The organism is Aeromonas sp. WP2-W18-CRE-05 (assembly GCF_014168615.1).
Lineage (GTDB): Bacteria > Pseudomonadota > Gammaproteobacteria > Enterobacterales > Aeromonadaceae > Aeromonas > Aeromonas caviae.
Genome location: NZ_AP021921.1, coordinates 1 through 23580, shown reverse-complemented (window position 1 = coordinate 23580; position 23580 = coordinate 1). Strand labels below are relative to the sequence as shown.

Below are 23580 nucleotides of genomic sequence, written 5' to 3'. Positions count from 1 at the left end.
TTGAAGTTCAGTAACATAGCCGTCTGATGCTGAAACCATAGCGCGATCGCTAGCAAGATTTTTACCAGTAATGTGATTGTTTGCTCTAGCATAGAGCCAATCGTTTAAAAGAGTGGTGGATGAAAAATGGCTATTTATTCCATATGGAACAATAAGGGGGCGTTGGGAAAAGTTACCTAACTTTCCAGATCGCTTCAGAGTATGCAATCCAGAATCCAGACAAAAAAGTTCTGGTTATAGACCTTTGCCCACAAGCCAACTCCTCATCGATGCTTCTTGGTGGTATGGTTAACGGTGAGCGAGTTCTAAATGCCATCCATTCAGTAATGCCTAGAATACTATATCCGGTTATGTGGAAGACAGGATTTTAAGTCCTTATGTAAACCCGAACACTGGGATGAGGTATGTGACTCAGGTTTCTAGACATAACCAATACGTGCCCGATAATTTATATCTTGTCGTCGGTGATGAGCAACTCGAAATTCAATCGTCCAGAGTTGTGTCAGCTACGTTCCCTGGCCCGCAGGATGCGTGGCGAGTAGTTCACTCTTGGATCAGTGATTTAATTAATGATATTGGTAACTCTTGGAATCATGAGCCGTTTACAGTTTTCATTGACTGTAACCCTAGCTTCTCTATCTACACTGAGCTTGCGTTGTCTTCATCCGACAGACTAATCATCCCCTTCTCTGCTGATGGATCATCAAAGCGGGCGGTAAAGGCAGTGCTATCGCTTGTTTTTGGGATTACTAGAGGGCAAGGTCAACAGTTGTCAGAGTTCACTCTGAATACTCAAAGTATAGAATGTCATTCCCTGAGATCTACATGTATGTAGGTACGATTAACACAAATGAATAATTCCTCGGCGACTGCATTCAAAACCGTTGTGAATGAAATTGGCGAAGAGATATATGGGGTTTGGCAAAGTAGTGCAAATCTATTCTGTGTCCACCCCAATGGGACGGCTACACCAAATAATAACGAAGTTTTAAAGCTATGTTCCAATATGAGGTGAATGATGCAAATACGGCATCAGTAGTCTCAGGGGCTAATGGGATTCCAATATCCAGACTTACGTCTGGAACTAAAATGTTCTAGGTAAAATATAGTTGTAAACCAAGCTCAGCTTGACAAGCAATATCCAAACATAAGGGATCTAGTTGCTGCAATTGAGTGATGGTTGAGCATTTTTAGCAAGATTATCTTCGTTGAACATAAAGGGGCGTTACGGTAAACGGATGCCCCTTTTTGCTGCCTGTTGGATGGACGTCAGCTCACTGGCTGTCCGCTACGTTTCGCTAGCTCTGTTCGTCTTCTTCCAGCGCTTTGCGGACAGCTTCCTCCACGATGTTTTCGCGCCAAGTCGCATCACTGCCCGCCTCGTTGCATAGCTCGCTGAGACGCTGCGCGGCATCCTCTGAACGAGCAAAAAGCCGCGCACATCGCAGGATGCGGGCGGCTTCTTCCGGGTTGCCTCTGGCTTGGTCGAACAAGAGCATTTCGCCCACGGCGGCGAGGGCTTCAAGCTAAAGCTGCTTGTCGTCGCCGCTCATTTCGCGTGCGCCTTGTGCGCCTCAACGTAGGAGCGCAAAACAGCATTCATGCGCGACTGATAACGCTTGCCGGTGTGCTTGAAGAACTCCAACACTTCGGCATCAATGCGCAGCGTGATTTGCTTCTTGGTGTGGGGCAATTGCTCCGCTGCCTTCATCCAGACAGCATCAGGCAGATAGGGTGCATCGCTATAGTCGATCTGCTCATCCGGCATCGAGGCCACGGCATCCAGTCGCGCCTTCTGCTCGGCGCTCAACTGTGGCGGCTTCTTGAGGTCAAGAGTTCGCTTCACGATATTGCTTTCTTTCGTCGGCATTTGCTTTCCTCGCAGAGATAAGGCGGATGGTTTCCTCGTGTCGGACGGTGTAGACCACATACAGGACAGCCGAGTAGGCAAGCCCAATCGTTGCCCAACGATCTTCCCCGTAGTCCTCGCGTCCGTCGTAGGCTTCAACCCGCCCGGAGTCGTAAAAAACAAGCTCGGCATCCTCGAAGGAAACGCCGTGCTTTTTCAGGTTTCGTGCCGCTTTATCGGCGTCCCATTCAAGTTCCATTGTGTTCTTATTGTAGCGTCTTTTTGTAGTTACATCAAGTCTTATCGACTCATGCCGGGTGAGTTGTCGCGCTCGATCTTCTGCGCCTTGGCCTGCTCCTGCTGGCGTACAGGCTCGCGCCCTTCCAGCTTCTCCCACTGCTGGCGGTACTTCCCAAGCTCGGCGGCTTGGCGGTCGCCTGCGGCGCTGTAGGCATAGCGGGCGGTGCGCTGCGCGTAGTCGTTCCAGTCGCGCCCCTCGTCCTTCTGCCGGGTGGCCGGGGCGCACTGGCGGATAGCGCCCTCGATGGCGGCTTGATCGTGGCCGGTAACGCGCATCCGCACGGCAATCATGGAATCCACGCGGGACAAATCCACCTCGCCGCCCCGCTGCCGCTTGAGCACGTCGCGGTAATGCCGCTGATAGGCGTCGATCGCGCTGCCGCTGGCCGCTGCAAGCTCCAAGGCGGGCTTGGCCTTGCTGCGCTCGGGCTGCTGCGCCTTCAAGGCGGCTTGCCGCTGATACTCGGCGTCGATCTGGCTGGACAGAGCCAGCGCCTTGACGCACTCGCGGCGCTCGGCCTTGAGCAAGCGCACCTCGGGATAGCTGCCGTCCTCCCGCTGGTGCTTGGGCTTGCGGTTCTCGTAGCCGGGTGCGCGGTGCGGATGGATAGCGCCCGATAGCTTCGGGTCGCCGTATTCGCGGTTCAGGGCATCGCTCAGCCGGTTGCCCACGTCCTTGTCATGGACCGTCCCCAGCTTCGACACGGTGATGATGGCCTGATAGTTGCCGGGACTGGATTCCAGCACGACGGCGGGCTGGTAGCCATCGCGGATAAGCCGCTCCAGCTTCTCCCGGTTCATGTCGTCGATGAGGATGTGATGCTTCCTGTCCGATAGCGGCGTGTAGTAGAGGTTTTCGCCCCGGCGCTGTAGGCGCTGCATCTCCGGCGTGCGCTGCGCGATCTCCTGCGGCGTGAAGCCCCGCGTGATGCCGTCCTTCTTGTCGAGAATGAAGGTTTGCTTCCTGCCGTCTGCCTGCATCTTGATGGACGTTACCCGGTAACGCTCCGCGCCTACCGCTTCCGCGTACAGCTCAAACTGCTTTAGCTGCTCCGATTTCATCGCCTGCGCCCTCTCCTGCTGTATCCGCTGCCGCTCCTGCTGGATGCGCTCCTGAAGCTCAGGATTCGTGATCTTGAAGCCGTGCTCTGCTGCTAACTTTGCGCACATGGCCTTGTATTCGTCGTTCCCGGTTACGGTGAAGCTGCCCCACTTCTGCGCCGATAGCTGCAAGGCGGCAAGCGTGCTGTCCCGGTTGCGCCAGTCGTGAATATCGATGCTTTTTCCCTTGTCCACGAAAGACACACCCCGCCCGCCCCCGCTTCTTCCTTGCGGCTGTAATGCACCTGCTGGCCGACGATTTCAGGCTGATAGGCGCGAATGTCTCGCGGCGTCGGCGGCTCGCTGCGGTCGCCCTCGATGCGCTGCGGCTCGCTGGCCCGGTGTCGCCACTGCTCGGCAAGCTCCGGGCTTTTCTGCATCCGCTGCCACTGCTCCAGGTCGGGATAGGGCCGGAACTGCTGCCGGTGCTGCTCGCGCTGCTTCTGGTGCTTCTCTTTCAAGGCTGCTTTCTCTGCCGCCTGCTCGGCGGCAATCACGCTGCGCATGGCGTTGAGCACTTCGCCCTTGCCTTTCCAGTTGCCGCGCATGAGTTCATCGCGGCGGGCCTTCTGCTGCTCGGCAAGCTGCTTGCGCTCCTGCTCCTGCTGCTTGTCCAGTGCCAGCTTGGCCGCGTTCTTTGCGGCGTAATGAGCCTTGCGCCCGGCGATGTAATCCTTCCATCCCGGCACGTCTGGCTTGATCGGCTCTGGCTCGCGCTGTGCTACCTGCTGACGCTGCGGCGGCGGCTGGTAAGCTCCGAGTCGCTTTTGTAACTTGGATAGGCTCGCGTCCCGGTCTGCGCTGCTGGCCTTCACGCCAACGTCCCCGACAAACACGGTTGCCCCGCTGCCGGTTTTCTCGTAGCGCATCCCCTTGGCTGATAACTCGCGGTGCAACTGCTCCCACGTCTGCGCCTTTTTGATGATCGGCGCGCCGTCCTCAATGGCGATGCGTTCGGCGGATTTCTCCCCGGTGCGGTTTTCCATGTCGCGCTTCGGCTGGGCTGGCTGGCGCGGCTTGTCCTTGTCGATGTGCTCCCGGCCTAACTCACCATTCTCCAACACCTGATAACGCCCGTTTTGCTCACGCTGCCATCCCTGCGCGTGCTCGATTCGTGCTATCGCCTTGTGCGCTGCCTCAATGTCGAAGCCGTTATTGATCTTCACCACCTTGAGCGTTTCAGGATGCACGCGGTTGATGGCAAGGTGCAGGTGCAAGTTGTCCGTGTCGGCGTGCAAACCATAGATGGCTTGATGGTCTTTAACACCTAGCTCATCCATGAAAATGCTTACCGCTTCTTCGACCTGCTCCGGGCTGGGCTGCTCGCCTTCTCGCCAACTCATGATGTAGTGATTGACCGGGTTCTTGCTGCGCACGGATTCAGCGGCAAGGGCTACCATTTCTTCACGCTGTGCGGCGTGGCCGTCACAGAGGAAACCGCGCCCGTTGGCGTACAGCACCTTTTCATCCGGGTTCTGGTTGTGAGGCTCGCGGATGTAGTCGGCCAAGTCGCGGATGCTCGCCGTCTTGTGCTTGGTTTTTGAGTTCGGCACCTTCTTAACGATCACGGCTCAACCTCTCGATGTAGGCTTTCACTGCCAGCAGCGCCCCGGCTGTGTCCTTGCTGTAAATGCCTCCGCTTTCGTTGTGAATGTGCTTGAGCAACCCACCGATGCGGCGCAGCTCTTTGAGCATCACGGCATCGGCATTGGCAACGATGGGCCTGCCGAAGTAACGGCGGCGGACAAGCTCGGACATGCTCAACCCGGCAAGGTCGGCATCCTCCTTCAAGCGGGCCTTCTCCGCTGCGGTCAGCCGCACATTGATGACGGCGTCCAGCGGTCCCGGCCCCTGCGTTTCAAATGGCATCGTGTCTCCTTCTCGCCGGGGCGCGGCGGGGGTGTGTCTTGGACAGTAAGAAGCGAAAGCGCCGCACTGTCCGGGGTCAAGGGGCGCGCCCCTTGCAGGATGAGCCAGACCGTGAGAAGCGAAGCGCCGAATGGTCTGGCGTCCGTTGGAACCACGTGGCGAAGCCATGTGGTTCCAACGGACGCCAGACCATTCGGCGCTTCGCTTCTCACGGTCTGGCTCATCCTGCAAGGGGCGCGCCCCTTGACCCCGGACAGTGCGGCGCTTTCGCTTCTTACTGTCCAAGACACACCCCCGCCGCGCCCCGGCGAGAAGGAGACACGATGCCATTTGAAACGCAGGGGCCGGGACCGCTGGACGCCGTCATCAATGTGCGGCTGACCGCAGCGGAGAAGGCCCGCTTGAAGGAGGATGCCGACCTTGCCGGGTTGAGCATGTCCGAGCTTGTCCGCCGCCGTTACTTCGGCAGGCCCATCGTTGCCAATGCCGACGCCGTGATGCTCAAAGAGCTACGGCGCATCGGTGGATTGCTGAAGCACATTCACAACGAAAGCGGAGGCGTTTACAGCAAGGACACAGCCGGGGCGCTGCTGGCAGTGAAAGCCTACATCGAGAGGTTGAGCCGTGATCGTTAAGAAGGTGCCGAACTCAAAAACCAAGCACAAGACGGGGAGCATCCGCGACTTGGCCGACTACATCCGCGAGCCGCACAACCAGAACCCGGATGAAAAGGTGCTGTACGCCAACGGGCGCGGTTTCCTCTGTGACGGCCACGCCGCACAGCGTGAAGAAATGGTAGCCCTTGCCGCTGAATCCGTGCGCAGCAAGAACCCGGTCAATCACTACATCATGAGTTGGCGAGAAGGCGAGCAGCCCAGCCCGGAGCAGGTCGAAGAAGCGGTAAGCATTTTCATGGATGAGCTAGGTGTTAAAGACCATCAAGCCATCTATGGTTTGCACGCCGACACGGACAACTTGCACCTGCACCTTGCCATCAACCGCGTGCATCCTGAAACGCTCAAGGTGGTGAAGATCAATAACGGCTTCGACATTGAGGCAGCGCACAAGGCGATAGCACGAATCGAGCACGCGCAAGGCTGGCAGCGTGAGCAAAACGGGCGCTATCAGGTGTTGGAGAATGGTGAGTTAGGCCGGGAGCACATCGACAAGGACAAGCCGCGCCAGCCAGCCCAGCCGAAGCGCGACATGGAAAACCGCACCGGGGAGAAATCCGCCGAACGCATCGCCATTGAGGACGGCGCGCCGATCATCAAAAAGGCGCAGACGTGGGAGCAGTTGCACCGCGAGTTAGCAGCCAAGGGGATGCGCTACGAGAAAACCGGCAGCGGGGCGACGCTCTTTGTCGGTGATGTTGGCGTGAAGGCCAGCAGCGCAGACCGGGACGCGAGCCTATCCAAGTTACAAAAGCGACTCGGAGCTTACCAGCCGCCGCCGCAGCGTCAGCAGGTAGCACAGCGCGAGCCAGAGCCGATCAAGCCAGACGTGCCGGGCTGGAAGGATTACATCGCCGGGCGCAAGGCGCACTACGCGGAAAAGAACGCGGCCAAGCTGGCACTGGACAAGCAGCAGGAGCAGGAGCGCAAGCAGCTTGCCGAGCAGCAGAAGGCCCGCCGCGATGAACTCATGCGCGGCAACTGGAAAGGCAAGGGCGAAGTGCTCAACGCCATGCGCAGCGTGATTGCCGCCGAGCAGGCCGCAGAGAAAGCCGCTTTGAAAGAGAAGCACCAGAAGCAGCGCGAGCAGTGGCGGCAGCAGTTCCGGCCCTATCCCGACCTGGAGCAGTGGCAGCGGATGCAGAAAAGCCCGGAGCTTGCCGAGCAGTGGCGGCACCGCGCCAGCGAGCCGCAGCGCATCGAGGGCGCGAGCGGCGAGCCGCCGACGCCGCGAGACATCCGCGCCTATCAGCCTGAAATCGTGGGCCAGCAGGTGCATTACAGCCGGAAGGAAGAAGCGGGGGCGGGCGGGGGTGTGTCTTTCGTGGACAAGGGAAAAAGCATCGATATTCACGACTGGCGCAACCGGGACAGCACGCTTGCCGCCTTGCAGCTATCGGCGCAGAAGTGGGGCAGCTTCACCGTAACCGGGAACGACGAATACAAGGCCATGTGCGCGAAGTTAGCAGCAGAGCACGGTTTCAAGATCACGAATCCTGAGCTTCAGGAGCGCATCCAGCAGGAGCGGCAGCGGATACAGCAGGAGAGGGCGCAGGCGATGAAATCGGAGCAGCTAAAGCAGTTTGAGCTGTACGCGGAAGCGGTAGGCGCAGAGCGTTACCGGGTAACGTCCATCAAGATGCAGGCAGACGGAAGGAAGCAAACCTTCATCCTCGACAAGAAGGACGGCATCACGCGGGGCTTCACACCGCAGGAGATCGCGCAGCGCACGCCGGAGATGCTGCGCCTACAGCGCCGGGGCGAAAACCTCTACTACACGCCACTATCGGACAAGAAGCATCACATCCTCATCGACGACATGAACCGGGAGAAGCTGGAGCGGCTTATCCGTGACGGCTACCGGCCCGCCGTTGTGCTGGAATCAAGCCCCGGCAACTATCAGGCCATCATCACCGTGCCGAAGCTGGGGACGGCCCACGACAAGGACGTGGGCAACCGGCTGAGCGATGCCCTGAACCGTGAATACGGCGACCCGAAGCTATCGGGAGCCATCCACCCGCACCGCGCACCCGGCTACGAGAATCGCAAGCCCAAGCACCAGCGCGAGGACGGCAGCTATCCCGAAGTGCGCTTGCTCAAGGCCGAGCGCCGCGAGTGCGTCAAGGCGCTGGCCCTGTCCAGCCAGATCGACGCCGAGTATCAGCGTCAGGCCGCCTTGAAGGCGCAGCAGCCAGAACGCAGCAAAGCCAAGCCCGCCTTGGAGCTTGCAGCGGCCAGCGGCAGCGCGATCGACGCTTACCAGCGGCATTACCGCGACGTGATCAAGCGGCAGCGTGGCGGCGAGGTGGACTTGTCCCGCGTGGATTCCATGATTGCCGTGCGGATGCGCGTTACCGGCCACGATCAAGCCGCCATCGAGGGCGCTATCCGCCAGTGCGCCCCGGCCACCCGGCAGAAGGACGAGGGGCGCGACTGGAACGACTACGCGCAGCGCACCGCCCGCTATGCCTACAGCGCCGCAGGCGACCGCCAAGCCGCCGAGCTTGGGAAGTACCGCCAGCAGTGGGAGAAGCTGGAAGGCCGCGAGCCGCAGCGCCAGCAGGAGCAGGCCAAGGCGCAGAAGATCGAGCGCGACAACTCACCCGGCATGAGTCGATAAGACTTGATGTAACTACAAAAAGACGCTACAATAAGAACACAATGGAACTTGAATGGGACGCCGATAAAGCGGCACGAAACCTGAAAAAGCACGGCGTTTCCTTCGAGGATGCCGAGCTTGTTTTTTACGACTCCGGGCGGGTTGAAGCCTACGACGGACGCGAGGACTACGGGGAAGATCGTTGGGCAACGATTGGGCTTGCCTACTCGGCTGTCCTGTATGTGGTCTACACCGTCCGACACGAGGAAACCATCCGCCTTATCTCTGCGAGGAAAGCAAATGCCGACGAAAGAAAGCAATATCGTGAAGCGAACTCTTGACCTCAAGAAGCCGCCACAGTTGAGCGCCGAGCAGAAGGCGCGACTGGATGCCGTGGCCTCGATGCCGGATGAGCAGATCGACTATAGCGATGCACCCTATCTGCCTGATGCTGTCTGGATGAAGGCAGCGGAGCAATTGCCCCACACCAAGAAGCAAATCACGCTGCGCATTGATGCCGAAGTGTTGGAGTTCTTCAAGCACACCGGCAAGCGTTATCAGTCGCGCATGAATGCTGTTTTGCGCTCCTACGTTGAGGCGCACAAGGCGCACGCGAAATGAGCGGCGACGACAAGCAGCTTTAGCTTGAAGCCCTCGCCGCCGTGGGCGAAATGCTCTTGTTCGACCAAGCCAGAGGCAACCCGGAAGAAGCCGCCCGCATCCTGCGATGTGCGCGGCTTTTTGCTCGTTCAGAGGATGCCGCGCAGCGTCTCAGCGAGCTATGCAACGAGGCGGGCAGTGATGCGACTTGGCGCGAAAACATCGTGGAGGAACTGCAAGACCGAGAGGACTTGCAAGCCGCCGAGGCAGCGATGGAAGCCCGCCGACAGGCCTAACTTGTTGCGCAAGCGGATAGTGCCGACACGGCCTTGCAGACCCTAATGGACGAGGTAGCGGCGGACACCTTCGGCAGTCTCGATGAAGGATATGCGGCACAGGCGCAGGCCGAGGCCGTGAAGGCGTGGCAGGGCAGGCAGTGAGCGGCATTTGTTGGTGTTTCATCGTAACCCGGCAAGTGTTCAGCAAACGGTGGATTGATGAACAGTCGGCGTTTTTCCCTGTCTGTCGTTTTCAGAAGGCGACTGCACCAGTTCACTGGGCTGGCCGCCGTGTGTGCATAGAACTTCTGACCGGGAACGGTCAGAAGTTCTATGCACGAAGCGCCGCGAGAGATCGGAATTGCTCAGAACTCTTGTGCACGGCGCGACAAAGCCGGAACCGCCGAAAATTCCGGCGATCAACCGGCAAGCTGCTTGATGCGCTCGGCCAGGCGGCCGAAAGCCTCGTTCACGTATTCCAGCACCTTGGGTTCTGCGCCCTGCGTGCGCAGCGAGTCTTTGAAGGCTTCCAGGTCGGACAGCCATTGCCGATGCAGGCGGCCCAGCTCGTCGAGCTGAGGCCGGAAGTCTTGGAGACTGCCGCTCGCACGAAACGCCTGGTAGCCACGCTCAAGCGTGGCCGCCGTGGTCAGCAGTTGCGCGCCCATTTGCTTGTGCTGTTCGGAGAACTCGGCCATGCCGTCATAGGGCCGCGAAGCCTTGCGGCGCTCGGCTTCGGATGCCTCTTCCATGATGCGGGCGTAGCGGTAGAACCCTGGGAACTCGCGGGACAGCGCCATGAGCTGCTGATCGGATGTGCCGACCCAAATCCTGTGCAGGTCAGGCCCGTACCCCATCATGCGATTGATGATGGCATGGGCCTCGCTGACACCCTGGGCGGCAAGCTGCTGCATGTGTTGGTCGATCTTCGCGGCCAGTCGGCGGAATTCGTTCATGCTCATGTCCGTCACAAAAGGCGCGTTGATTGCCCTTGCGCCGTGAGAAGTGCCACCGCCTTCTTATCGAAGGAAACGAAGGTTTCCCCGCCAAGCCAGTTGCCTTCGTAGGCAATGACGCCATCGGCAAAGTCTCCGCCCGCGTCGAGCACCAGCAAGCCAGCCTCCACGGCAGGCCGGTTCACTTCCACATTCGCGGCGGCCAGTAGTGCCCGGATCGCGCTGGCCGCGTCGGCTTGCTGGAAGCCGTAGACACGCAGCAGCACCCAAACAAATTCGCATAGGCACGGCAGCGCGACCGCGATCAACTCGGCGTCGGTCAAGACTGCGGCGGCAACGTCCGCTTGTGCGGGATCGTCACGCACAACCGCACGCACAAGGACGTTGGTATCGACTGCGACCTTCATTGCTTACCTGCCCAGCCTTGCGCCGCCGCCTCGTTGATTTCTTCGATGGTGGCAACCTTCTGCGTCTTGCCCGCGAGCAGGCCGACAAAGCTGGCTATCGTCCCTGCGGGCCGTGCCGCCTTGAGCACGCCCCGACCGTCTGGCAACAAGTCCAGCTCGATCTTGTCGCCTGGCCTGATGCCGAGGTGTTGCAGTACGTCCTTCCGAAACGTCACTTGTCCCCGTGCGGTAACGGTCAATGTGGTCATGGTGGTTTGCCCTCGCAATCAAGGTTGATGCTTCACATAGTAATGCAAAAATGCCTTACCGTCAATGTCCGTCAAACGATCATTAGGCGGCCAAACCGGACGCCTGTCCGAAAACATCTTGCGCAACGGGATGACGGACAATAAGATAGGCGGACGGTATAACGGACAAATGGGCGGAAATGGCACTCATCGGCTATGCGCGGGTATCGACGGCGGAACAGGACACCGCCTTGCAGACGGATGCGCTGCGCAATGCAGGCTGCGAACGGGTTTTCGAGGACACGGCATCCGGGGCCAAGGCAGACCGGCCCGGCTTGGCCGATGCGCTGGCTTATCTGCGCGATGGCGATGTGCTGGTCGTCTGGCGGCTGGATCGGCTTGGCCGCTCCCTGCCGCACCTGATTGAGACGGTCGGCAAGCTGGAAGCACGGGGCGTCGGCTTCCGCTCGTTGACTGAAAACATCGACACCACCACGCCGGGCGGACGGCTCATCTTCCATGTGTTCGGTGCGCTGGGCCAGTTCGAGCGCGACCTGATCCGCGAGCGCACCAAGGCCGGGTTGACCGCTGCCGCCGCACGCGGGCGCAAAGGCGGACGCAAGCCGGTTGTCACTGCCGACAAGTTGCAACGAGCGCGGGAGCTTGTCGCCAACGGCTTGAATGTCCGCGAGGCCGCCGCACGCCTCAAGGTAGGAAAAACCGCTCTCTACGCTGCCTTGCAGGCGGCCAGTTCTGGCAGTGCAGCCGACTCCTGATATTTCGTGCAGTCGCCTTCTGAAAACGACAGGCGGCGCTCTTGTCTTTCATGGCGTAATGTCTCCGGTTCTAGTCGCAAGTATTCTATTTCATGCAACTAAAACACGCGACAAAAAACGCCAGGGAAAGGGCAGGGTGGTGTCGTTTTCAGAAGACGGCTGCACTGAACGTCAGAAGCCGACTGCACTATAGCAGCGGAGGGGTTGGATCCATCAGGCAACGACGGGCTGCTGCCGGCCATCAGCGGACGCAGGGAGGACTTTCCGCAACCGGCCGTTCGATGCGGCACCGATGGCCTTCGCGCAGGGGTAGTGAATCCGCCAGGATTGACTTGCGCTGCCCTACCTCTCACTAGTGAGGGGCGGCAGCGCATCAAGCGGTGAGCGCACTCCGGCACCGCCAACTTTCAGCACATGCGTGTAAATCATCGTCGTAGAGACGTCGGAATGGCCGAGCAGATCCTGCACGGTTCGAATGTCGTAACCGCTGCGGAGCAAGGCCGTCGCGAACGAGTGGCGGAGGGTGTGCGGTGTGGCGGGCTTCGTGATGCCTGCTTGTTCTATGGCACGTTTGAAGGCGCGCTGAAAGGTCTGGTCATACATGTGATGGCGACGCACGACACCGCTCCGTGGATCGGTCGAATGCGTGTGCTGCGCAAAAACCCAGAACCACGGCCAGGAATGCCCGGCGCGCGGATACTTCCGCTCAAGGGCGTCGGGAAGCGCAACGCCGCTGCGGCCCTCGGCCTGGTCCTTCAGCCACCATGCCCGTGCACGCGACAGCTGCTCGCGCAGGCTGGGTGCCAAGCTCTCGGGTAACATCAAGGCCCGATCCTTGGAGCCCTTGCCCTCCCGCACGATGATCGTGCCGTGATCGAAATCCAGATCCTTGACCCGCAGTTGCAAACCCTCACTGATCCGCATGCCCGTTCCATACAGAAGCTGGGCGAACAAACGATGCTCGCCTTCCAGAAAACCGAGGATGCGAACCACTTCATCCGGGGTCAGCACCACCGGCAAGCGCCGCGACGGCCGAGGTCTTCCGATCTCCTGAAGCCAGGGCAGATCCGTGCACAGCACCTTGCCGTAGAAGAACAGCAAGGCCGCCAATGCCTGACGATGCGTGGAGACCGAAACCTTGCGCTCGTTCGCCAGCCAGGACAGAAATGCCTCGACTTCGCTGCTGCCCAAGGTTGCCGGGTGACGCACACCGTGGAAACGGATGAAGGCACGAACCCAGTTGACATAAGCCTGTTCGGTTCGTAAACTGTAATGCAAGTAGCGTATGCGCTCACGCAACTGGTCCAGAACCTTGACCGAACGCAGCGGTGGTAACGGCGCAGTGGCGGTTTTCATGGCTTGTTATGACTGTTTTTTTGTACAGTCTATGCCTCGGGCATCCAAGCAGCAAGCGCGTTACGCCGTGGGTCGATGTTTGATGTTATGGAGCAGCAACGATGTTACGCAGCAGGGCAGTCGCCCTAAAACAAAGTTAGGCACCAATGGATAGTTCGCCGCTCGTCAGGCCTGTTGAAACTACCGATTCGGCCAGTTGGCTAAGCATGCGCTGTGAGCTGTGGCCAGATGGCACATGTCAAGAGCACCAGTCAGAGATCGCAGAATTTCTGTCCGGAAAAGTCGCCCGGCCTGCTGCTGTCCTCATTGCTGTAGCACCCGACGGAGAAGCACTAGGGTTTGCCGAGCTTTCGATCCGCCCGTATGCGGAGGAGTGCTACTCCGGCAACGTTGCGTTCTTGGAGGGTTGGTACGTTGTGCCAAGTGCGCGGCGTCAGGGCGTAGGTGTAGCTCTGGTAAAAGCCGCCGAGCATTGGGCTCGTGGTCGCGGATGCACCGAATTCGCCTCCGACACTCAACTTACCAACAGCGCAAGCACCTCGGCGCACCTGGCGGCTGGATTCACGGAGGTTGCTCAAGTACGCTGCTTCCGGAAACCGTTGTGAGGGGCGCCGCGTTGGTGCCTAACAATTCGTTCAAGCCGAACTTGCTTCCTTACACCAAAGCCATGGCAGAAAAAGCTTGCCATGGCTTTGGCTCCACTACGCAAGTCGGCTTAACTCGGGCGTTAGACGGGCGTACAAAGATAATTTCCATCTCAAGGGATCACCATGCGCTTCATTCACGCACTATTACTGGCAGGGATCGCTCACTCTGCATATGCGTCGGAAAAATTAACCTTCAAGACCGATCTTGAGAAGCTAGAGCGCGAAAAAGCAGCTCAGATCGGTGTTGCGATCGTCGATCCCCAAGGAGAGATCGTCGCGGGCCACCGAACGGCGCAGCGCTTTGCAATGTGCTCAACGTTCAAGTTTCCGCTAGCCGCGCTGGTCTTTGAAAGAATTGACTCAGGCACCGAGCGGGGGGATCGAAAACTTTCATATGGGCCGGACATGATCGTCAAATGGTCTCCTGCCACGGAGCGGTTTCTAGCATCGGGACACATGACGGTTCTCGAGGCAGCGCAAGCTGCGGTGCAGCTTAGCGACAATGGGGCTACTAACCTCTTACTGAGAGAAATTGGCGGACCTGCTGCAATGACGCAGTATTTTCGTAAAATTGGCGACTCTGTGAGTCGGCTAGACCGGAAAGAGCCGGAGATGAGCGACAACACACCTGGCGACCTCAGAGATACAACTACGCCTATTGCTATGGCACGTACTGTGGCTAAAGTCCTCTATGGCGGCGCACTGACGTCCACCTCGACCCACACCATTGAGAGGTGGCTGATCGGAAACCAAACGGGAGACGCGACACTACGAGCGGGTTTTCCTAAAGATTGGGTTGTTGGAGAGAAAACTGGTACCTGCGCCAACGGGGGCCGGAACGACATTGGTTTTTTTAAAGCCCAGGAGAGAGATTACGCTGTAGCGGTGTATACAACGGCCCCGAAACTATCGGCCGTAGAACGTGACGAATTAGTTGCCTCTGTCGGTCAAGTTATTACACAACTCATCCTGAGCACGGACAAATAGTTGACGCCCGTCTAACAATTCGTTCAAGCCGACGTTGCTTCGTGGCGGCGCTTGCGTGCTACGCTAAGCTTCGCACGCCGCTTGCCACTGCGCACCGCGGCTTAACTCAGGCGTTAGACGGGCGTACAAAGATAATTTCCATCTCAAGGGATCACCATGCGCTTCATTCACGCACTATTACTGGCAGGGATCGCTCACTCTGCATATGCGTCGGAAAAATTAACCTTCAAGACCGATCTTGAGAAGCTAGAGCGCGAAAAAGCAGCTCAGATCGGTGTTGCGATCGTCGATCCCCAAGGAGAGATCGTCGCGGGCCACCGAACGGCGCAGCGCTTTGCAATGTGCTCAACGTTCAAGTTTCCGCTAGCCGCGCTGGTCTTTGAAAGAATTGACTCAGGCACCGAGCGGGGGGATCGAAAACTTTCATATGGGCCGGACATGATCGTCGAATGGTCTCCTGCCACGGAGCGGTTTCTAGCATCGGGACACATGACGGTTCTCGAGGCAGCGCAAGCTGCGGTGCAGCTTAGCGACAATGGGGCTACTAACCTCTTACTGAGAGAAATTGGCGGACCTGCTGCAATGACGCAGTATTTTCGTAAAATTGGCGACTCTGTGAGTCGGCTAGACCGGAAAGAGCCGGAGATGAGCGACAACACACCTGGCGACCTCAGAGATACAACTACGCCTATTGCTATGGCACGTACTGTGGCTAAAGTCCTCTATGGCGGCGCACTGACGTCCACCTCGACCCACACCATTGAGAGGTGGCTGATCGGAAACCAAACGGGAGACGCGACACTACGAGCGGGTTTTCCTAAAGATTGGGTTGTTGGAGAGAAAACTGGTACCTGCGCCAACGGGGGCCGGAACGACATTGGTTTTTTTAAAGCCCAGGAGAGAGATTACGCTGTAGCGGTGTATACAACGGCCCCGAAACTATCGGCCGTAGAACGTGACGAATTAGTTGCCTCTGTCGGTCAAGTTATTACACAACTCATCCTGAGCACGGACAAATAGTTGACGCCCGTCTAACAATTCGTTCAAGCCGACGTTGCTTCGTGGCGGCGCTTGCGTGCTACGCTAAGCTTCGCACGCCGCTTGCCACTGCGCACCGCGGCTTAACTCAGGCGTTAGACGGGCGTACAAAGATAATTTCCATCTCAAGGGATCACCATGCGCTTCATTCACGCACTATTACTGGCAGGGATCGCTCACTCTGCATATGCGTCGGAAAAATTAACCTTCAAGACCGATCTTGAGAAGCTAGAGCGCGAAAAAGCAGCTCAGATCGGTGTTGCGATCGTCGATCCCCAAGGAGAGATCGTCGCGGGCCACCGAACGGCGCAGCGCTTTGCAATGTGCTCAACGTTCAAGTTTCCGCTAGCCGCGCTGGTCTTTGAAAGAATTGACTCAGGCACCGAGCGGGGGGATCGAAAACTTTCATATGGGCCGGACATGATCGTCGAATGGTCTCCTGCCACGGAGCGGTTTCTAGCATCGGGACACATGACGGTTCTCGAGGCAGCGCAAGCTGCGGTGCAGCTTAGCGACAATGGGGCTACTAACCTCTTACTGAGAGAAATTGGCGGACCTGCTGCAATGACGCAGTATTTTCGTAAAATTGGCGACTCTGTGAGTCGGCTAGACCGGAAAGAGCCGGAGATGAGCGACAACACACCTGGCGACCTCAGAGATACAACTACGCCTATTGCTATGGCACGTACTGTGGCTAAAGTCCTCTATGGCGGCGCACTGACGTCCACCTCGACCCACACCATTGAGAGGTGGCTGATCGGAAACCAAACGGGAGACGCGACACTACGAGCGGGTTTTCCTAAAGATTGGGTTGTTGGAGAGAAAACTGGTACCTGCGCCAACGGGGGCCGGAACGACATTGGTTTTTTTAAAGCCCAGGAGAGAGATTACGCTGTAGCGGTGTATACAACGGCCCCGAAACTATCGGCCGTAGAACGTGACGAATTAGTTGCCTCTGTCGGTCAAGTTATTACACAACTCATCCTGAGCACGGACAAATAGTTGACGCCCGTCTAACAATTCGTTCAAGCCGACGTTGCTTCGTGGCGGCGCTTGCGTGCTACGCTAAGCTTCGCACGCCGCTTGCCACTGCGCACCGCGGCTTAACTCAGGCGTTAGACGGGCGTACAAAGATAATTTCCATCTCAAGGGATCACCATGCGCTTCATTCACGCACTATTACTGGCAGGGATCGCTCACTCTGCATATGCGTCGGAAAAATTAACCTTCAAGACCGATCTTGAGAAGCTAGAGCGCGAAAAAGCAGCTCAGATCGGTGTTGCGATCGTCGATCCCCAAGGAGAGATCGTCGCGGGCCACCGAACGGCGCAGCGCTTTGCAATGTGCTCAACGTTCAAGTTTCCGCTAGCCGCGCTGGTCTTTGAAAGAATTGACTCAGGCACCGAGCGGGGGATCGAAAACTTTCATATGGGCCGGACATGATCGTCGAATGGTCTCCTGCCGCGGAGCGGTTTCTAGCATCGGGACACATGACGGTTCTCGAGGCAGCGCAAGCTGCGGTGCAGCTTAGCGACAATGGGGCTACTAACCTCTTACTGAGAGAAATTGGCGGACCTGCTGCAATGACGCAGTATTTTCGTAAAATTGGCGACTCTGTGAGTCGGCTAGACCGGAAAGAGCCGGAGATGAGCGACAACACACCTGGCGACCTCAGAGATACAACTACGCCTATTGCTATGGCACGTACTGTGGCTAAAGTCCTCTATGGCGGCGCACTGACGTCCACCTCGACCCACACCATTGAGAGGTGGCTGATCGGAAACCAAACGGGAGACGCGACACTACGAGCGGGTTTTCCTAAAGATTGGGTTGTTGGAGAGAAAACTGGTACCTGCGCCAACGGGGGCCGGAACGACATTGGTTTTTTTAAAGCCCAGGAGAGAGATTACGCTGTAGCGGTGTATACAACGGCCCCGAAACTATCGGCCGTAGAACGTGACGAATTAGTTGCCTCTGTCGGTCAAGTTATTACACAACTCATCCTGAGCACGGACAAATAGTTGACGCCCGTCTAACAATTCGTTCAAGCCGACGTTGCTTCGTGGCGGCGCTTGCGTGCTACGCTAAGCTTCGCACGCCGCTTGCCACTGCGCACCGCGGCTTAACTCAGGTGTTAGACGGCAGAATAAATTTTTGCGATCTCTTATGGAAAATTACTTTGACAGTCCCTTCAAAGGGAAACTACTTTCAGAGCAAGTGACTAACCGCAACATCAAAGTTGGTCGGTACAGCTACTACTCTGGTTACTATCACGGGCATTCATTTGATGACTGCGCACGATACTTGCTCCCAGACCGTGATGACGTTGACAAACTAATCATCGGCAGCTTTTGCTCCATCGGAAGCGGGGCTTCTGGCACTGTTGCAAATAGTCGGTGGTGATAAACTTATCATCCCCTTTTGCTGATGGAGCTGCACATGAACCCATTCAAAGGCCGGCATTTTCAGCGTGACATCATTCTGTGGGCCGTACGCTGGTACTGCAAATACGGCATCAGTTACCGTGAGCTGCAGGAGATGCTGGCTGAACGCGGAGTGAATGTCGATCACTCCACGATTTACCGCTGGGTTCAGCGTTATGCGCCTGAAATGGAAAAACGGCTGCGCTGGTACTGGCGTAACCCTTCCGATCTTTGCCCGTGGCACATGGATGAAACCTACGTGAAGGTCAATGGCCGCTGGGCGTATCTGTACCGGGCCGTCGACAGCCGGGGCCGCACTGTCGATTTTTATCTCTCCTCCCGTCGTAACAGCAAAGCTGCATACCGGTTTCTGGGTAAAATCCTCAACAACGTGAAGAAGTGGCAGATCCCGCGATTCATCAACACGGATAAAGCGCCCGCCTATGGTCGCGCGCTTGCTCTGCTCAAACGCGAAGGCCGGTGCCCGTCTGACGTTGAACACCGACAGATTAAGTACCGGAACAACGTGATTGAATGCGATCATGGCAAACTGAAACGGATAATCGGCGCCACGCTGGGATTTAAATCCATGAAGACGGCTTACGCCACCATCAAAGGTATTGAGGTGATGCGTGCACTACGCAAAGGCCAGGCCTCAGCATTTTATTATGGTGATCCCCTGGGCGAAATGCGCCTGGTAAGCAGAGTTTTTGAAATGTAAGGCCTTTGAATAAGACAAAAGGCTGCCTCATCGCTAACTTTGCAACAGTGCCGCTGCAAGTCCGTGCTCTGGCGGTCGGAGTCCGACGACACGCGCATGTAGCCAACCAACATAGGCGGATAACCATCAAAAACAGGTTTCCGCATAATAGTGAATAGCGATAGAGTTTTCCGTACATTTTTGAGGGGGTGTTGCACAGGTAGCACAGCGGCGGCTGACAGCCTGTCGCAAAACAAATGTTTTACGACACCTCCTTGAGGTTGCCGCGTTTACATCATTACCTGAACAGGTATAAAATTCCGTCATGACAAACAAAGAAAAACCGCTCGAATGGATCGCGAGCAGCCACAAGGATTTGATGGCGTTGCACGTCCGACGTGCGTCGCCGTTTCGGTTACGCGCTCTCGTTGGCGCAGATAGGCGATCAGGATGACGCAGCAAAGGTGCTCAAGGGGTTCGGTGGTGCCGGCGTGCTGGAGGTCGTCGAAGACGATGCCGGCGGCACCTATCGAGCGGTATACACGGTCAAGTTTGCGGAAGCGGTGTTCGTCCTGCACTGCTTCCAGAAGAAGAGCAAGAGCGGAATCGCCACGCCAAAGGCCGACATGGACATCATCCGCGCTCGGCTGAAGGTGGCCGAGGTATTGGCACAGGAGCTACGAAATGCAAAAACGAATCATTGAAGGCGTCGAGGTTCAGCGCAGCTCGGGCAACGTCTTTGCCGACCTTGGACTGCCTGACGCTGAAAAGCTCAAGATCAAGACCGGCCTGGTGGTCGAGATCAGGAGGGCCATGCGCGCCCTTGGGCTGACTCAACAAGCGGCGGCCAAACGCATGGGCATCCCGCAACCGAAGGTGTCGGGCATGATGCGCGGCGACTTCACCAATCTATCCGAACGCAAGCTGATGGATTGTCTGAATCGCCTCGGCTACGACATCGAAATCAAGGTACGGCCAGCAGCCGAGCCGATCGGGCATCTAACGCTCGCAACCGCTTAATCGGAGCCCTCCTGATGGCAGCCCGCATCACCGACGACGAATGGGACGAACTGACTCCCGAGAATTTCGATACCACGGCACTGCTGCGTGCAGTCGATGCCGTGGACGTGCTGCGCGGCGATTTGAATGACAGCGCAGACGGCGCACCTCCGCAACTGCGCACCGACCTGTTGAAGCTGCATCAACTGGCAATGGCCGCGTTCAACGAGGGATCACGCAGCCGAGTGGCTGAGCTATTTGATCTCGCCGTGGATCTTCAGGATCAGGTTGATCATCTGATGACCTCGCTGGAACAAGTGCAAGAAACCCTGTCCCGGTTGACGGCGCTCTACCCAGAAAGCCTGTCCTGAATGTTCTTGGAGACAACCACATCATGAGCCGCAGCCGCCGCAAAACGCCCATCGTTGGGCACACGACCTGCCGTAGCGAGCGCGAGGACAAGAAACTCTGGCATCAGCGCTGGCGAACTCACGAGCGCACCGCGCTGGCCAGCGCGTCGCCGGAAGCTCTATGCGCCCATCTGCCTCTACTGGAAAACCAGGTCAGCAACGTCTGGTCGATGGGTAAGGATGGCCGCTCCTACTGGCCCATCAAGCGCCAGGCCGCCACGGCGGATCGCATTGCCAACCACAAGGGACGCAATCCGCAAGAGCGCGCCTCCCTGAAAAAGCGTCTGCTGCGCAAGTGGATGAGCAAATGAACCTGTCCACCATCGAGGCGCTGGCTATCGCTTGGGAGCGAATCGCTGAAGAAGCAGAACTCCCAGCCGGCTACGAGGGCACGGCGACGCCAGAGGCGCATCGGGCCTGCGAGGTGATCCAGGAGCGGATTCGAGAGCACGTCGTCGCCACCAATGACATGCGGCTGTTCGGCCTGCTGCACCTGCTTGGGCAGGCGTCGCTGCGCATGGAGCAAGCGCTGTGGCCGGAAGAATATGCGCGGATGACCCGCGAGGTCGAGGAAGCTCTCCGAGAGGCCGACGACCCCAACGCCAAGTCGTACACCCACGAAGAAGTCATGCGGGCGATGCAGGAACTCATCGACCAAGCGCGAGACAAGCCATGTTGATCGGCTGACGGAAATTTCTGGGTTTCCGGCTTACAACCCCAAAACCGGATAGCCGAACAGCGGTAGGCAATTTGGCTATCGCGTTTGAGCATTATAACGAGCACCACCCGCACAGCGCCTTGGGATACCGTTCACCACGGGAATTTCTGCGCAGTCGGGTATCACAACCCTAAGCGGGAAAAAGTGTCTGGACCTATGGGGTCAAATCCACTCCTCTGGAATGCTCTTCAAATTCGTTTTTTGATTCATCAATTTGGTATCCGATTCTGTGGGTCTTTTTGTGGGGCAATGTGTGGGTCGCTTGGTGTGTGTGTGGGTTATTTTGTGGGTCTTTTTGTGGGCTCGTCACCTGTCATCCATTCTGTAGGTATTCCGTAGGTATGCAGTAGGTGTTCTGTGGGTGAACGGTAGGGGTTCTGTAGGGGTCTGTAGGGTTTGGCGGTTGAGCTGTTTTTTCATTCCCTATGGACACTTTCTTTTGGATCTCCCTCATATAACCCCGCTAGTCTTGAATGTGCCCCATTGCGTGCCCTATTTTGTGTCCAACTAACTGATTTTTTGCCCTTTTATGTGCCTCTTTGTGTCCTGTGCTTTGTGGTGTGTGTCCTTTTTTGTGTCTCTTTGTATCCCACCGCCCGCCCGTTAGAACATGATTCACTGCCTTCAGGCACGACACCGACTGTATACAGGCACGAGACCGAGCGTATACAAACTGCGTTTGTACCGTCGGCGTGCCTGCATCCTATCGGCGTGCCAAAGGGTCGCCCCTTTGAAACCCGAGTGCGGTTCTACGAACCTGAGTAACGCCAATCAAAATTAGAATTTGATGCTTCGTAATTATAATTTGATGTTTGGCTGCGTTGGTGTCATAACGTAGATATGAATCATCAAAACAGGTTTTTGATATGGAAGAGATCAAGCGAAGTGGGTATTTGAACAAGGGGGCTTTGCCAAGGCGGTGATCGCCCCGACCCCGATGGGTGCCGGCTACCATCTTCACCTGGTGAAGTTTGGCCGCAATGCAGAAACGGAAGTGCTGGAACGCCAGCGCGGAGGCTGGCGGGTCTTTAAGACCATCGATGCAGGGGTTAACACGGCGCACACCATCGGTTTTCGCCGCATCGAGGTGGATCTAAGCAGTCGTTAAGGCTGCCGCGCTGCGCTTGCCGACTCCCGAACGAGGCGCGACAGACTGCGCTAGTCGCTCTCGTTTGGGAGTTCATCGTTTGGGGCAGGATCTAGCCTCTTTGATGCGCGCCTTGATTTGTTTCATCGCGTTTTGGCGGTCTTGGTCGCTGATGGGGAATGTGTTGCCATCAATCCCCATTCGATGAGGAGCATTGGTGAGGGCTTTGAGGTACTCAAATCTACGGCAATACCAGCCAATGGCCTTCCCAATCTGAGTATCGGTGTAAGGCTCGTCCTGTTGCTTCAGGCTGGCGATGACAGGAGCTAGGATTCCGATTTTAAGTGGAGTGGGATGTTTGAGGTTGAATAGCTCGGGCCAGTGCGATTGTAGGCAAGGGAAAGCCGCTGGGATTTTTCTCTTCGTAGGTATCGCGGTGGACTGTTGTGCTGCTTGGGTTATCTCAGGCTGTGGTGGGGCCTTTTTAAGACTCAGTACTGTACGGGGCTTGGTGTTGTGCATGGACGTATACCTGCGGAAATGATGTTTGCAGGCAAGTTATCGAAACCCCCATCAGGATGCAAAAACAGGCCGAAACCATACCCCGCAGGATCCGGCCCTCAAACCGCCTCAGAAGCGTTGCAAACTTTCAGGCAGTAAATGCCCCGCCTTGTGTCGAAACGCCCCAAAACGCGATACAGGCGGCCTGTTTGCCGCCAGCGCCCCGTTTTAGCCGCTAAAAATCGCAATTGAACATAAAAGGCGTTTTCTACTCTTGAAATTTCCGTGCGAGGCCAAATGTTGTTGGTAGTCACAAGGGTTGTGACGCTAGCAGCTAAAGGAGAGTTGGATGGGAATTTATGTAGCACCTAATCACAAGGTTGGGCGCGATGGTGGCTCTTTCCAAGAGTGCGACATCAACACGGCTAACCATACAATCACTAAAACTATGGTCGCTATTGTACGATTAGGGATAACGAAAACGCGCCACCCACAAGTCAGCCGGGGCGTTTCTGGCATCAGATCTATCGTACTCCCGACAACACTGAGTGATATTACAACTCAACGCTTACAGTGTGATTGCGTATAAGGGGCGTTACGTTAAATCGGACGCCCTTTTTGCTGCCTATCAGCCTGCAAGATGGCTTGTTTTGCGAGGTGTTATCTCCCATCCTGCGCCGCACTATCCCTTGTCTTGGAATCTCCCCCATGGAAACCATTACCCATCCCACCCTGGTACAACTGGTGGCGGCTGGTGCCGTCCGTGTCGTGGTCGCCGTTGGCCAACCTGGCGGCTGGATGCTGCTGGTGCGCTACGGTCTAGCCGAACGTGTCCTGGCCGCCCAGCGCAGCAAGCAGGTAAGGGTTTTTCGCAAGCTCGATACCCTGGTGCTCTACCTGCAGCAGATCGGGGTCAGCCGGTTCGAGGTGGATGCCTCTGGCTTCATGGGTGCCCCGAGACAGATAAGGAACTCTTGAACATAACAGGTGTTGTGTGCCACTAATTTTCAGGGAAAATGCTGCATTAGGAGTAATTTAAACATGGTGTTTATCCTCTAAATGGGCTGGTCAGTAGTTG

The 23580-nt window shown here is 57.1% G+C and carries 28 protein-coding genes and 6 pseudogenes; 22 read left to right on the top strand and 12 right to left on the bottom strand.

Going from position 1 to position 23580, the window contains the following annotated elements:
• Positions 1 to 126: 126 nt before the first annotated feature.
• Positions 127 to 1177, top strand: a pseudogene (locus H7R73_RS24505) (ParA family protein).
• A gap of 121 nt (positions 1178 to 1298) precedes the next feature.
• Here H7R73_RS24505 and H7R73_RS23765 read toward each other — a convergent pair.
• The 6 genes from H7R73_RS23765 to H7R73_RS23745 are packed head-to-tail and all read right to left on the bottom strand — an operon-like array spanning position 1299 to position 5119.
• On the bottom strand, positions 1299 to 1493 hold the full coding sequence (locus H7R73_RS23765) for a hypothetical protein (protein WP_182951795.1): 195 nt from the start codon (positions 1491 to 1493) through the stop codon (positions 1299 to 1301).
• A gap of 56 nt (positions 1494 to 1549) precedes the next feature.
• On the bottom strand, positions 1550 to 1870 hold the full coding sequence (locus H7R73_RS23760; protein ID WP_045286807.1) for a BrnA antitoxin family protein: 321 nt from the start codon (positions 1868 to 1870) through the stop codon (positions 1550 to 1552).
• Positions 1830 to 2108, bottom strand: a complete 279-nt coding sequence (locus H7R73_RS23755) for a BrnT family toxin (protein ID WP_015060221.1) — start codon at positions 2106 to 2108, stop codon at positions 1830 to 1832. The genes H7R73_RS23760 and H7R73_RS23755 overlap by 41 nt, the downstream gene beginning before the upstream one ends.
• Before the next feature lie 41 nt (positions 2109 to 2149).
• Complete coding sequence (locus H7R73_RS24330) at positions 2150 to 3445, bottom strand: DNA-primase RepB domain-containing protein (protein ID WP_232092800.1); 1296 nt, start codon at positions 3443 to 3445, stop codon at positions 2150 to 2152.
• A complete protein-coding gene (gene traI / locus H7R73_RS24325; RefSeq protein WP_232092799.1) occupies positions 3343 to 4818 on the bottom strand; it encodes a TraI/MobA(P) family conjugative relaxase in 1476 nt (491 codons plus the stop codon). Before traI (H7R73_RS24325) ends, H7R73_RS24330 begins: the two co-directional genes overlap by 103 nt.
• Positions 4808 to 5119, bottom strand: a complete 312-nt coding sequence (locus H7R73_RS23745) for a plasmid mobilization protein (RefSeq protein ID WP_182951794.1) — start codon at positions 5117 to 5119, stop codon at positions 4808 to 4810. The genes traI (H7R73_RS24325) and H7R73_RS23745 overlap by 11 nt, the downstream gene beginning before the upstream one ends.
• A 323-nt stretch (positions 5120 to 5442) precedes the next feature.
• On the opposite strand from H7R73_RS23745, the gene H7R73_RS23740 reads away from it, so the two are divergent.
• Genes H7R73_RS23740 through H7R73_RS23720 form a run of 5 tightly spaced genes read left to right on the top strand, consistent with a single transcriptional unit; the run spans position 5443 to position 9288 of the window.
• Positions 5443 to 5754, top strand: a complete 312-nt coding sequence (locus H7R73_RS23740; RefSeq protein WP_182951793.1) for a plasmid mobilization protein — start codon at positions 5443 to 5445, stop codon at positions 5752 to 5754.
• The gene (gene traI / locus H7R73_RS23735) at positions 5744 to 8413 is read left to right on the top strand and encodes a TraI/MobA(P) family conjugative relaxase (RefSeq protein WP_182951792.1); all 2670 of its coding nucleotides are present in this window, start codon (positions 5744 to 5746) and stop codon (positions 8411 to 8413) included. Before H7R73_RS23740 ends, traI (H7R73_RS23735) begins: the two co-directional genes overlap by 11 nt.
• 41 nt (positions 8414 to 8454) lie before the next feature.
• Complete coding sequence (locus tag H7R73_RS23730) at positions 8455 to 8733, top strand: BrnT family toxin (RefSeq protein ID WP_015060221.1); 279 nt, start codon at positions 8455 to 8457, stop codon at positions 8731 to 8733.
• Positions 8693 to 9013, top strand: coding sequence for a BrnA antitoxin family protein (locus H7R73_RS23725; protein ID WP_045286807.1), 321 nt, complete (start codon positions 8693 to 8695; stop codon positions 9011 to 9013). Before H7R73_RS23730 ends, H7R73_RS23725 begins: the two co-directional genes overlap by 41 nt.
• 56 nt (positions 9014 to 9069) lie before the next feature.
• Positions 9070 to 9288 (top strand): hypothetical protein, encoded by a 219-nt coding sequence (locus H7R73_RS23720; protein ID WP_154232916.1) that lies wholly within the window; start codon positions 9070 to 9072, stop codon positions 9286 to 9288.
• A 401-nt stretch (positions 9289 to 9689) separates the two neighbouring features.
• Here H7R73_RS23720 and H7R73_RS24320 read toward each other — a convergent pair whose 3' ends face one another.
• Genes H7R73_RS24320 through H7R73_RS23705 form a run of 3 tightly spaced genes read right to left on the bottom strand, consistent with a single transcriptional unit; the run spans position 9690 to position 10881 of the window.
• The gene (locus H7R73_RS24320; protein WP_003159187.1) at positions 9690 to 10226 is read right to left on the bottom strand and encodes a hypothetical protein; all 537 of its coding nucleotides are present in this window, start codon (positions 10224 to 10226) and stop codon (positions 9690 to 9692) included.
• Between the two features lie 11 nt (positions 10227 to 10237).
• A complete protein-coding gene (locus tag H7R73_RS23710) occupies positions 10238 to 10633 on the bottom strand; it encodes a type II toxin-antitoxin system VapC family toxin (protein WP_003159186.1) in 396 nt (131 codons plus the stop codon).
• The gene (locus H7R73_RS23705; RefSeq protein WP_003108276.1) at positions 10630 to 10881 is read right to left on the bottom strand and encodes an AbrB/MazE/SpoVT family DNA-binding domain-containing protein; all 252 of its coding nucleotides are present in this window, start codon (positions 10879 to 10881) and stop codon (positions 10630 to 10632) included. Before H7R73_RS23705 ends, H7R73_RS23710 begins: the two co-directional genes overlap by 4 nt.
• Positions 10882 to 11060: 179 nt before the next feature.
• Here H7R73_RS23705 and H7R73_RS23700 point away from each other — a divergent pair, with 179 nt between their 5' ends.
• Entirely contained in the window at positions 11061 to 11636 is a 576-nt protein-coding gene (locus tag H7R73_RS23700) for a recombinase family protein (protein ID WP_001173919.1), read from the top strand.
• A gap of 342 nt (positions 11637 to 11978) precedes the next feature.
• Here H7R73_RS23700 and intI1 read toward each other — a convergent pair whose 3' ends face one another.
• The gene (intI1, locus tag H7R73_RS23695; protein ID WP_182951766.1) at positions 11979 to 12992 is read right to left on the bottom strand and encodes a class 1 integron integrase IntI1; all 1014 of its coding nucleotides are present in this window, start codon (positions 12990 to 12992) and stop codon (positions 11979 to 11981) included.
• Positions 12993 to 13138: 146 nt separating this feature from the next.
• Between intI1 and aac(6')-Il the strand changes: the two genes are divergently transcribed.
• The 7 genes and pseudogenes from aac(6')-Il (at position 13139) to H7R73_RS23660 (ending at position 18808) form a co-directional block, all read left to right on the top strand.
• Positions 13139 to 13597 (top strand): aminoglycoside N-acetyltransferase AAC(6')-Il, encoded by a 459-nt coding sequence (gene aac(6')-Il / locus H7R73_RS23690; RefSeq protein ID WP_013263788.1) that lies wholly within the window; start codon positions 13139 to 13141, stop codon positions 13595 to 13597.
• Positions 13598 to 13762: 165 nt separating this feature from the next.
• The gene (locus H7R73_RS23685) at positions 13763 to 14626 is read left to right on the top strand and encodes an inhibitor-resistant carbapenem-hydrolyzing class A beta-lactamase GES-4 (RefSeq protein ID WP_063860518.1); all 864 of its coding nucleotides are present in this window, start codon (positions 13763 to 13765) and stop codon (positions 14624 to 14626) included.
• A gap of 156 nt (positions 14627 to 14782) precedes the next feature.
• On the top strand, positions 14783 to 15646 hold the full coding sequence (locus H7R73_RS23680; protein ID WP_059385191.1) for a carbapenem-hydrolyzing class A beta-lactamase GES-24: 864 nt from the start codon (positions 14783 to 14785) through the stop codon (positions 15644 to 15646).
• A 156-nt stretch (positions 15647 to 15802) separates the two neighbouring features.
• Positions 15803 to 16666, top strand: a complete 864-nt coding sequence (locus H7R73_RS23675) for a carbapenem-hydrolyzing class A beta-lactamase GES-24 (protein WP_059385191.1) — start codon at positions 15803 to 15805, stop codon at positions 16664 to 16666.
• A gap of 156 nt (positions 16667 to 16822) precedes the next feature.
• Positions 16823 to 17685: pseudogene (blaGES, locus tag H7R73_RS23670) on the top strand (GES family class A beta-lactamase).
• Positions 17686 to 17830: 145 nt separating this feature from the next.
• Positions 17831 to 18061, top strand: a pseudogene (locus tag H7R73_RS23665) (antibiotic acetyltransferase); the annotation flags it as partial.
• Between the two features lie 42 nt (positions 18062 to 18103).
• A complete protein-coding gene (locus H7R73_RS23660) occupies positions 18104 to 18808 on the top strand; it encodes an IS6-like element IS26 family transposase (RefSeq protein ID WP_001067855.1) in 705 nt (234 codons plus the stop codon).
• Positions 18809 to 18858: 50 nt separating this feature from the next.
• On the opposite strand, the pseudogene H7R73_RS23655 reads toward H7R73_RS23660, so the two are convergent.
• Positions 18859 to 18954 (bottom strand): annotated as a pseudogene (locus H7R73_RS23655) (recombinase family protein); the annotation flags it as partial.
• 158 nt (positions 18955 to 19112) lie between these two features.
• On the opposite strand from H7R73_RS23655, the pseudogene H7R73_RS23650 reads away from it, so the two are divergent.
• The 7 genes and pseudogenes from H7R73_RS23650 to H7R73_RS23620 all read left to right on the top strand — a co-directional run bounded on the left by H7R73_RS23650 (position 19113) and on the right by H7R73_RS23620 (position 22022).
• Positions 19113 to 19491: pseudogene (locus H7R73_RS23650) on the top strand (type II toxin-antitoxin system RelE/ParE family toxin).
• Positions 19472 to 19807, top strand: a complete 336-nt coding sequence (locus H7R73_RS23645) for a helix-turn-helix domain-containing protein (protein ID WP_001172026.1) — start codon at positions 19472 to 19474, stop codon at positions 19805 to 19807. The pseudogene H7R73_RS23650 and the gene H7R73_RS23645 overlap by 20 nt, the downstream one beginning before the upstream one ends.
• A 14-nt stretch (positions 19808 to 19821) precedes the next feature.
• Complete coding sequence (locus H7R73_RS23640; RefSeq protein ID WP_000741275.1) at positions 19822 to 20157, top strand: hypothetical protein; 336 nt, start codon at positions 19822 to 19824, stop codon at positions 20155 to 20157.
• A 23-nt stretch (positions 20158 to 20180) separates the two neighbouring features.
• Positions 20181 to 20507 carry a hypothetical protein gene (locus H7R73_RS23635; RefSeq protein WP_000091614.1) on the top strand — a complete coding sequence of 109 codons (327 nt, stop codon included), beginning with the start codon at positions 20181 to 20183 and terminating at the stop codon, positions 20505 to 20507.
• Positions 20504 to 20875: a hypothetical protein gene (locus H7R73_RS23630; protein WP_182951776.1), complete on the top strand. Its 372-nt coding sequence runs from the start codon at positions 20504 to 20506 to the stop codon at positions 20873 to 20875. Before H7R73_RS23635 ends, H7R73_RS23630 begins: the two co-directional genes overlap by 4 nt.
• Before the next feature lie 38 nt (positions 20876 to 20913).
• Positions 20914 to 21048 (top strand): annotated as a pseudogene (locus H7R73_RS23625) (integrase core domain-containing protein); the annotation flags it as partial.
• 785 nt (positions 21049 to 21833) lie between these two features.
• Positions 21834 to 22022, top strand: coding sequence for a plasmid replication protein RepB (locus tag H7R73_RS23620; RefSeq protein WP_182951796.1), 189 nt, complete (start codon positions 21834 to 21836; stop codon positions 22020 to 22022).
• 72 nt (positions 22023 to 22094) lie between these two features.
• On the opposite strand, the gene H7R73_RS23615 is transcribed toward H7R73_RS23620, so the two are convergent.
• Entirely contained in the window at positions 22095 to 22523 is a 429-nt protein-coding gene (locus tag H7R73_RS23615; RefSeq protein WP_128318468.1) for a ProQ/FINO family protein, read from the bottom strand.
• Between the two features lie 687 nt (positions 22524 to 23210).
• Here H7R73_RS23615 and H7R73_RS23610 point away from each other — a divergent pair.
• Positions 23211 to 23480 carry a hypothetical protein gene (locus H7R73_RS23610; RefSeq protein WP_182951774.1) on the top strand — a complete coding sequence of 90 codons (270 nt, stop codon included), beginning with the start codon at positions 23211 to 23213 and terminating at the stop codon, positions 23478 to 23480.
• Positions 23481 to 23580 lie beyond the last annotated feature (100 nt).

Excerpts from the sequence above, each read along its gene's own strand:
- H7R73_RS23710 (WP_003159186.1), bottom strand. The coding sequence starts at position 10,633 with ATGAAGGTCGCAGTCGATACCAACGTCCTTGTGCGTGCGGTTGTGCGT.
- H7R73_RS23615 (WP_128318468.1), bottom strand. The coding sequence starts at position 22,523 with ATGCACAACACCAAGCCCCGTACAGTACTGAGTCTTAAAAAGGCCCCA.
- H7R73_RS23700 (WP_001173919.1), top strand. The coding sequence starts at position 11,061 with ATGGCACTCATCGGCTATGCGCGGGTATCGACGGCGGAACAGGACACC.
- H7R73_RS23640 (WP_000741275.1), top strand. The coding sequence starts at position 19,822 with ATGGCAGCCCGCATCACCGACGACGAATGGGACGAACTGACTCCCGAG.
- H7R73_RS23675 (WP_059385191.1), top strand. The coding sequence starts at position 15,803 with ATGCGCTTCATTCACGCACTATTACTGGCAGGGATCGCTCACTCTGCA.
- H7R73_RS23705 (WP_003108276.1), bottom strand. The coding sequence starts at position 10,881 with ATGACCACATTGACCGTTACCGCACGGGGACAAGTGACGTTTCGGAAG.
- H7R73_RS23755 (WP_015060221.1), bottom strand. The coding sequence starts at position 2,108 with ATGGAACTTGAATGGGACGCCGATAAAGCGGCACGAAACCTGAAAAAG.
- H7R73_RS23680 (WP_059385191.1), top strand. The coding sequence starts at position 14,783 with ATGCGCTTCATTCACGCACTATTACTGGCAGGGATCGCTCACTCTGCA.
- H7R73_RS23730 (WP_015060221.1), top strand. The coding sequence starts at position 8,455 with ATGGAACTTGAATGGGACGCCGATAAAGCGGCACGAAACCTGAAAAAG.
- H7R73_RS23740 (WP_182951793.1), top strand. The coding sequence starts at position 5,443 with ATGCCATTTGAAACGCAGGGGCCGGGACCGCTGGACGCCGTCATCAAT.
- H7R73_RS23610 (WP_182951774.1), top strand. The coding sequence starts at position 23,211 with ATGGAAACCATTACCCATCCCACCCTGGTACAACTGGTGGCGGCTGGT.
- H7R73_RS23660 (WP_001067855.1), top strand. The coding sequence starts at position 18,104 with ATGAACCCATTCAAAGGCCGGCATTTTCAGCGTGACATCATTCTGTGG.
- H7R73_RS23630 (WP_182951776.1), top strand. The coding sequence starts at position 20,504 with ATGAACCTGTCCACCATCGAGGCGCTGGCTATCGCTTGGGAGCGAATC.
- H7R73_RS23745 (WP_182951794.1), bottom strand. The coding sequence starts at position 5,119 with ATGCCATTTGAAACGCAGGGGCCGGGACCGCTGGACGCCGTCATCAAT.
- H7R73_RS23635 (WP_000091614.1), top strand. The coding sequence starts at position 20,181 with ATGAGCCGCAGCCGCCGCAAAACGCCCATCGTTGGGCACACGACCTGC.
- H7R73_RS23685 (WP_063860518.1), top strand. The coding sequence starts at position 13,763 with ATGCGCTTCATTCACGCACTATTACTGGCAGGGATCGCTCACTCTGCA.
- intI1 (WP_182951766.1), bottom strand. The coding sequence starts at position 12,992 with ATGAAAACCGCCACTGCGCCGTTACCACCGCTGCGTTCGGTCAAGGTT.
- H7R73_RS23645 (WP_001172026.1), top strand. The coding sequence starts at position 19,472 with ATGCAAAAACGAATCATTGAAGGCGTCGAGGTTCAGCGCAGCTCGGGC.
- H7R73_RS24320 (WP_003159187.1), bottom strand. The coding sequence starts at position 10,226 with ATGAACGAATTCCGCCGACTGGCCGCGAAGATCGACCAACACATGCAG.
- H7R73_RS23760 (WP_045286807.1), bottom strand. The coding sequence starts at position 1,870 with ATGCCGACGAAAGAAAGCAATATCGTGAAGCGAACTCTTGACCTCAAG.
- H7R73_RS23725 (WP_045286807.1), top strand. The coding sequence starts at position 8,693 with ATGCCGACGAAAGAAAGCAATATCGTGAAGCGAACTCTTGACCTCAAG.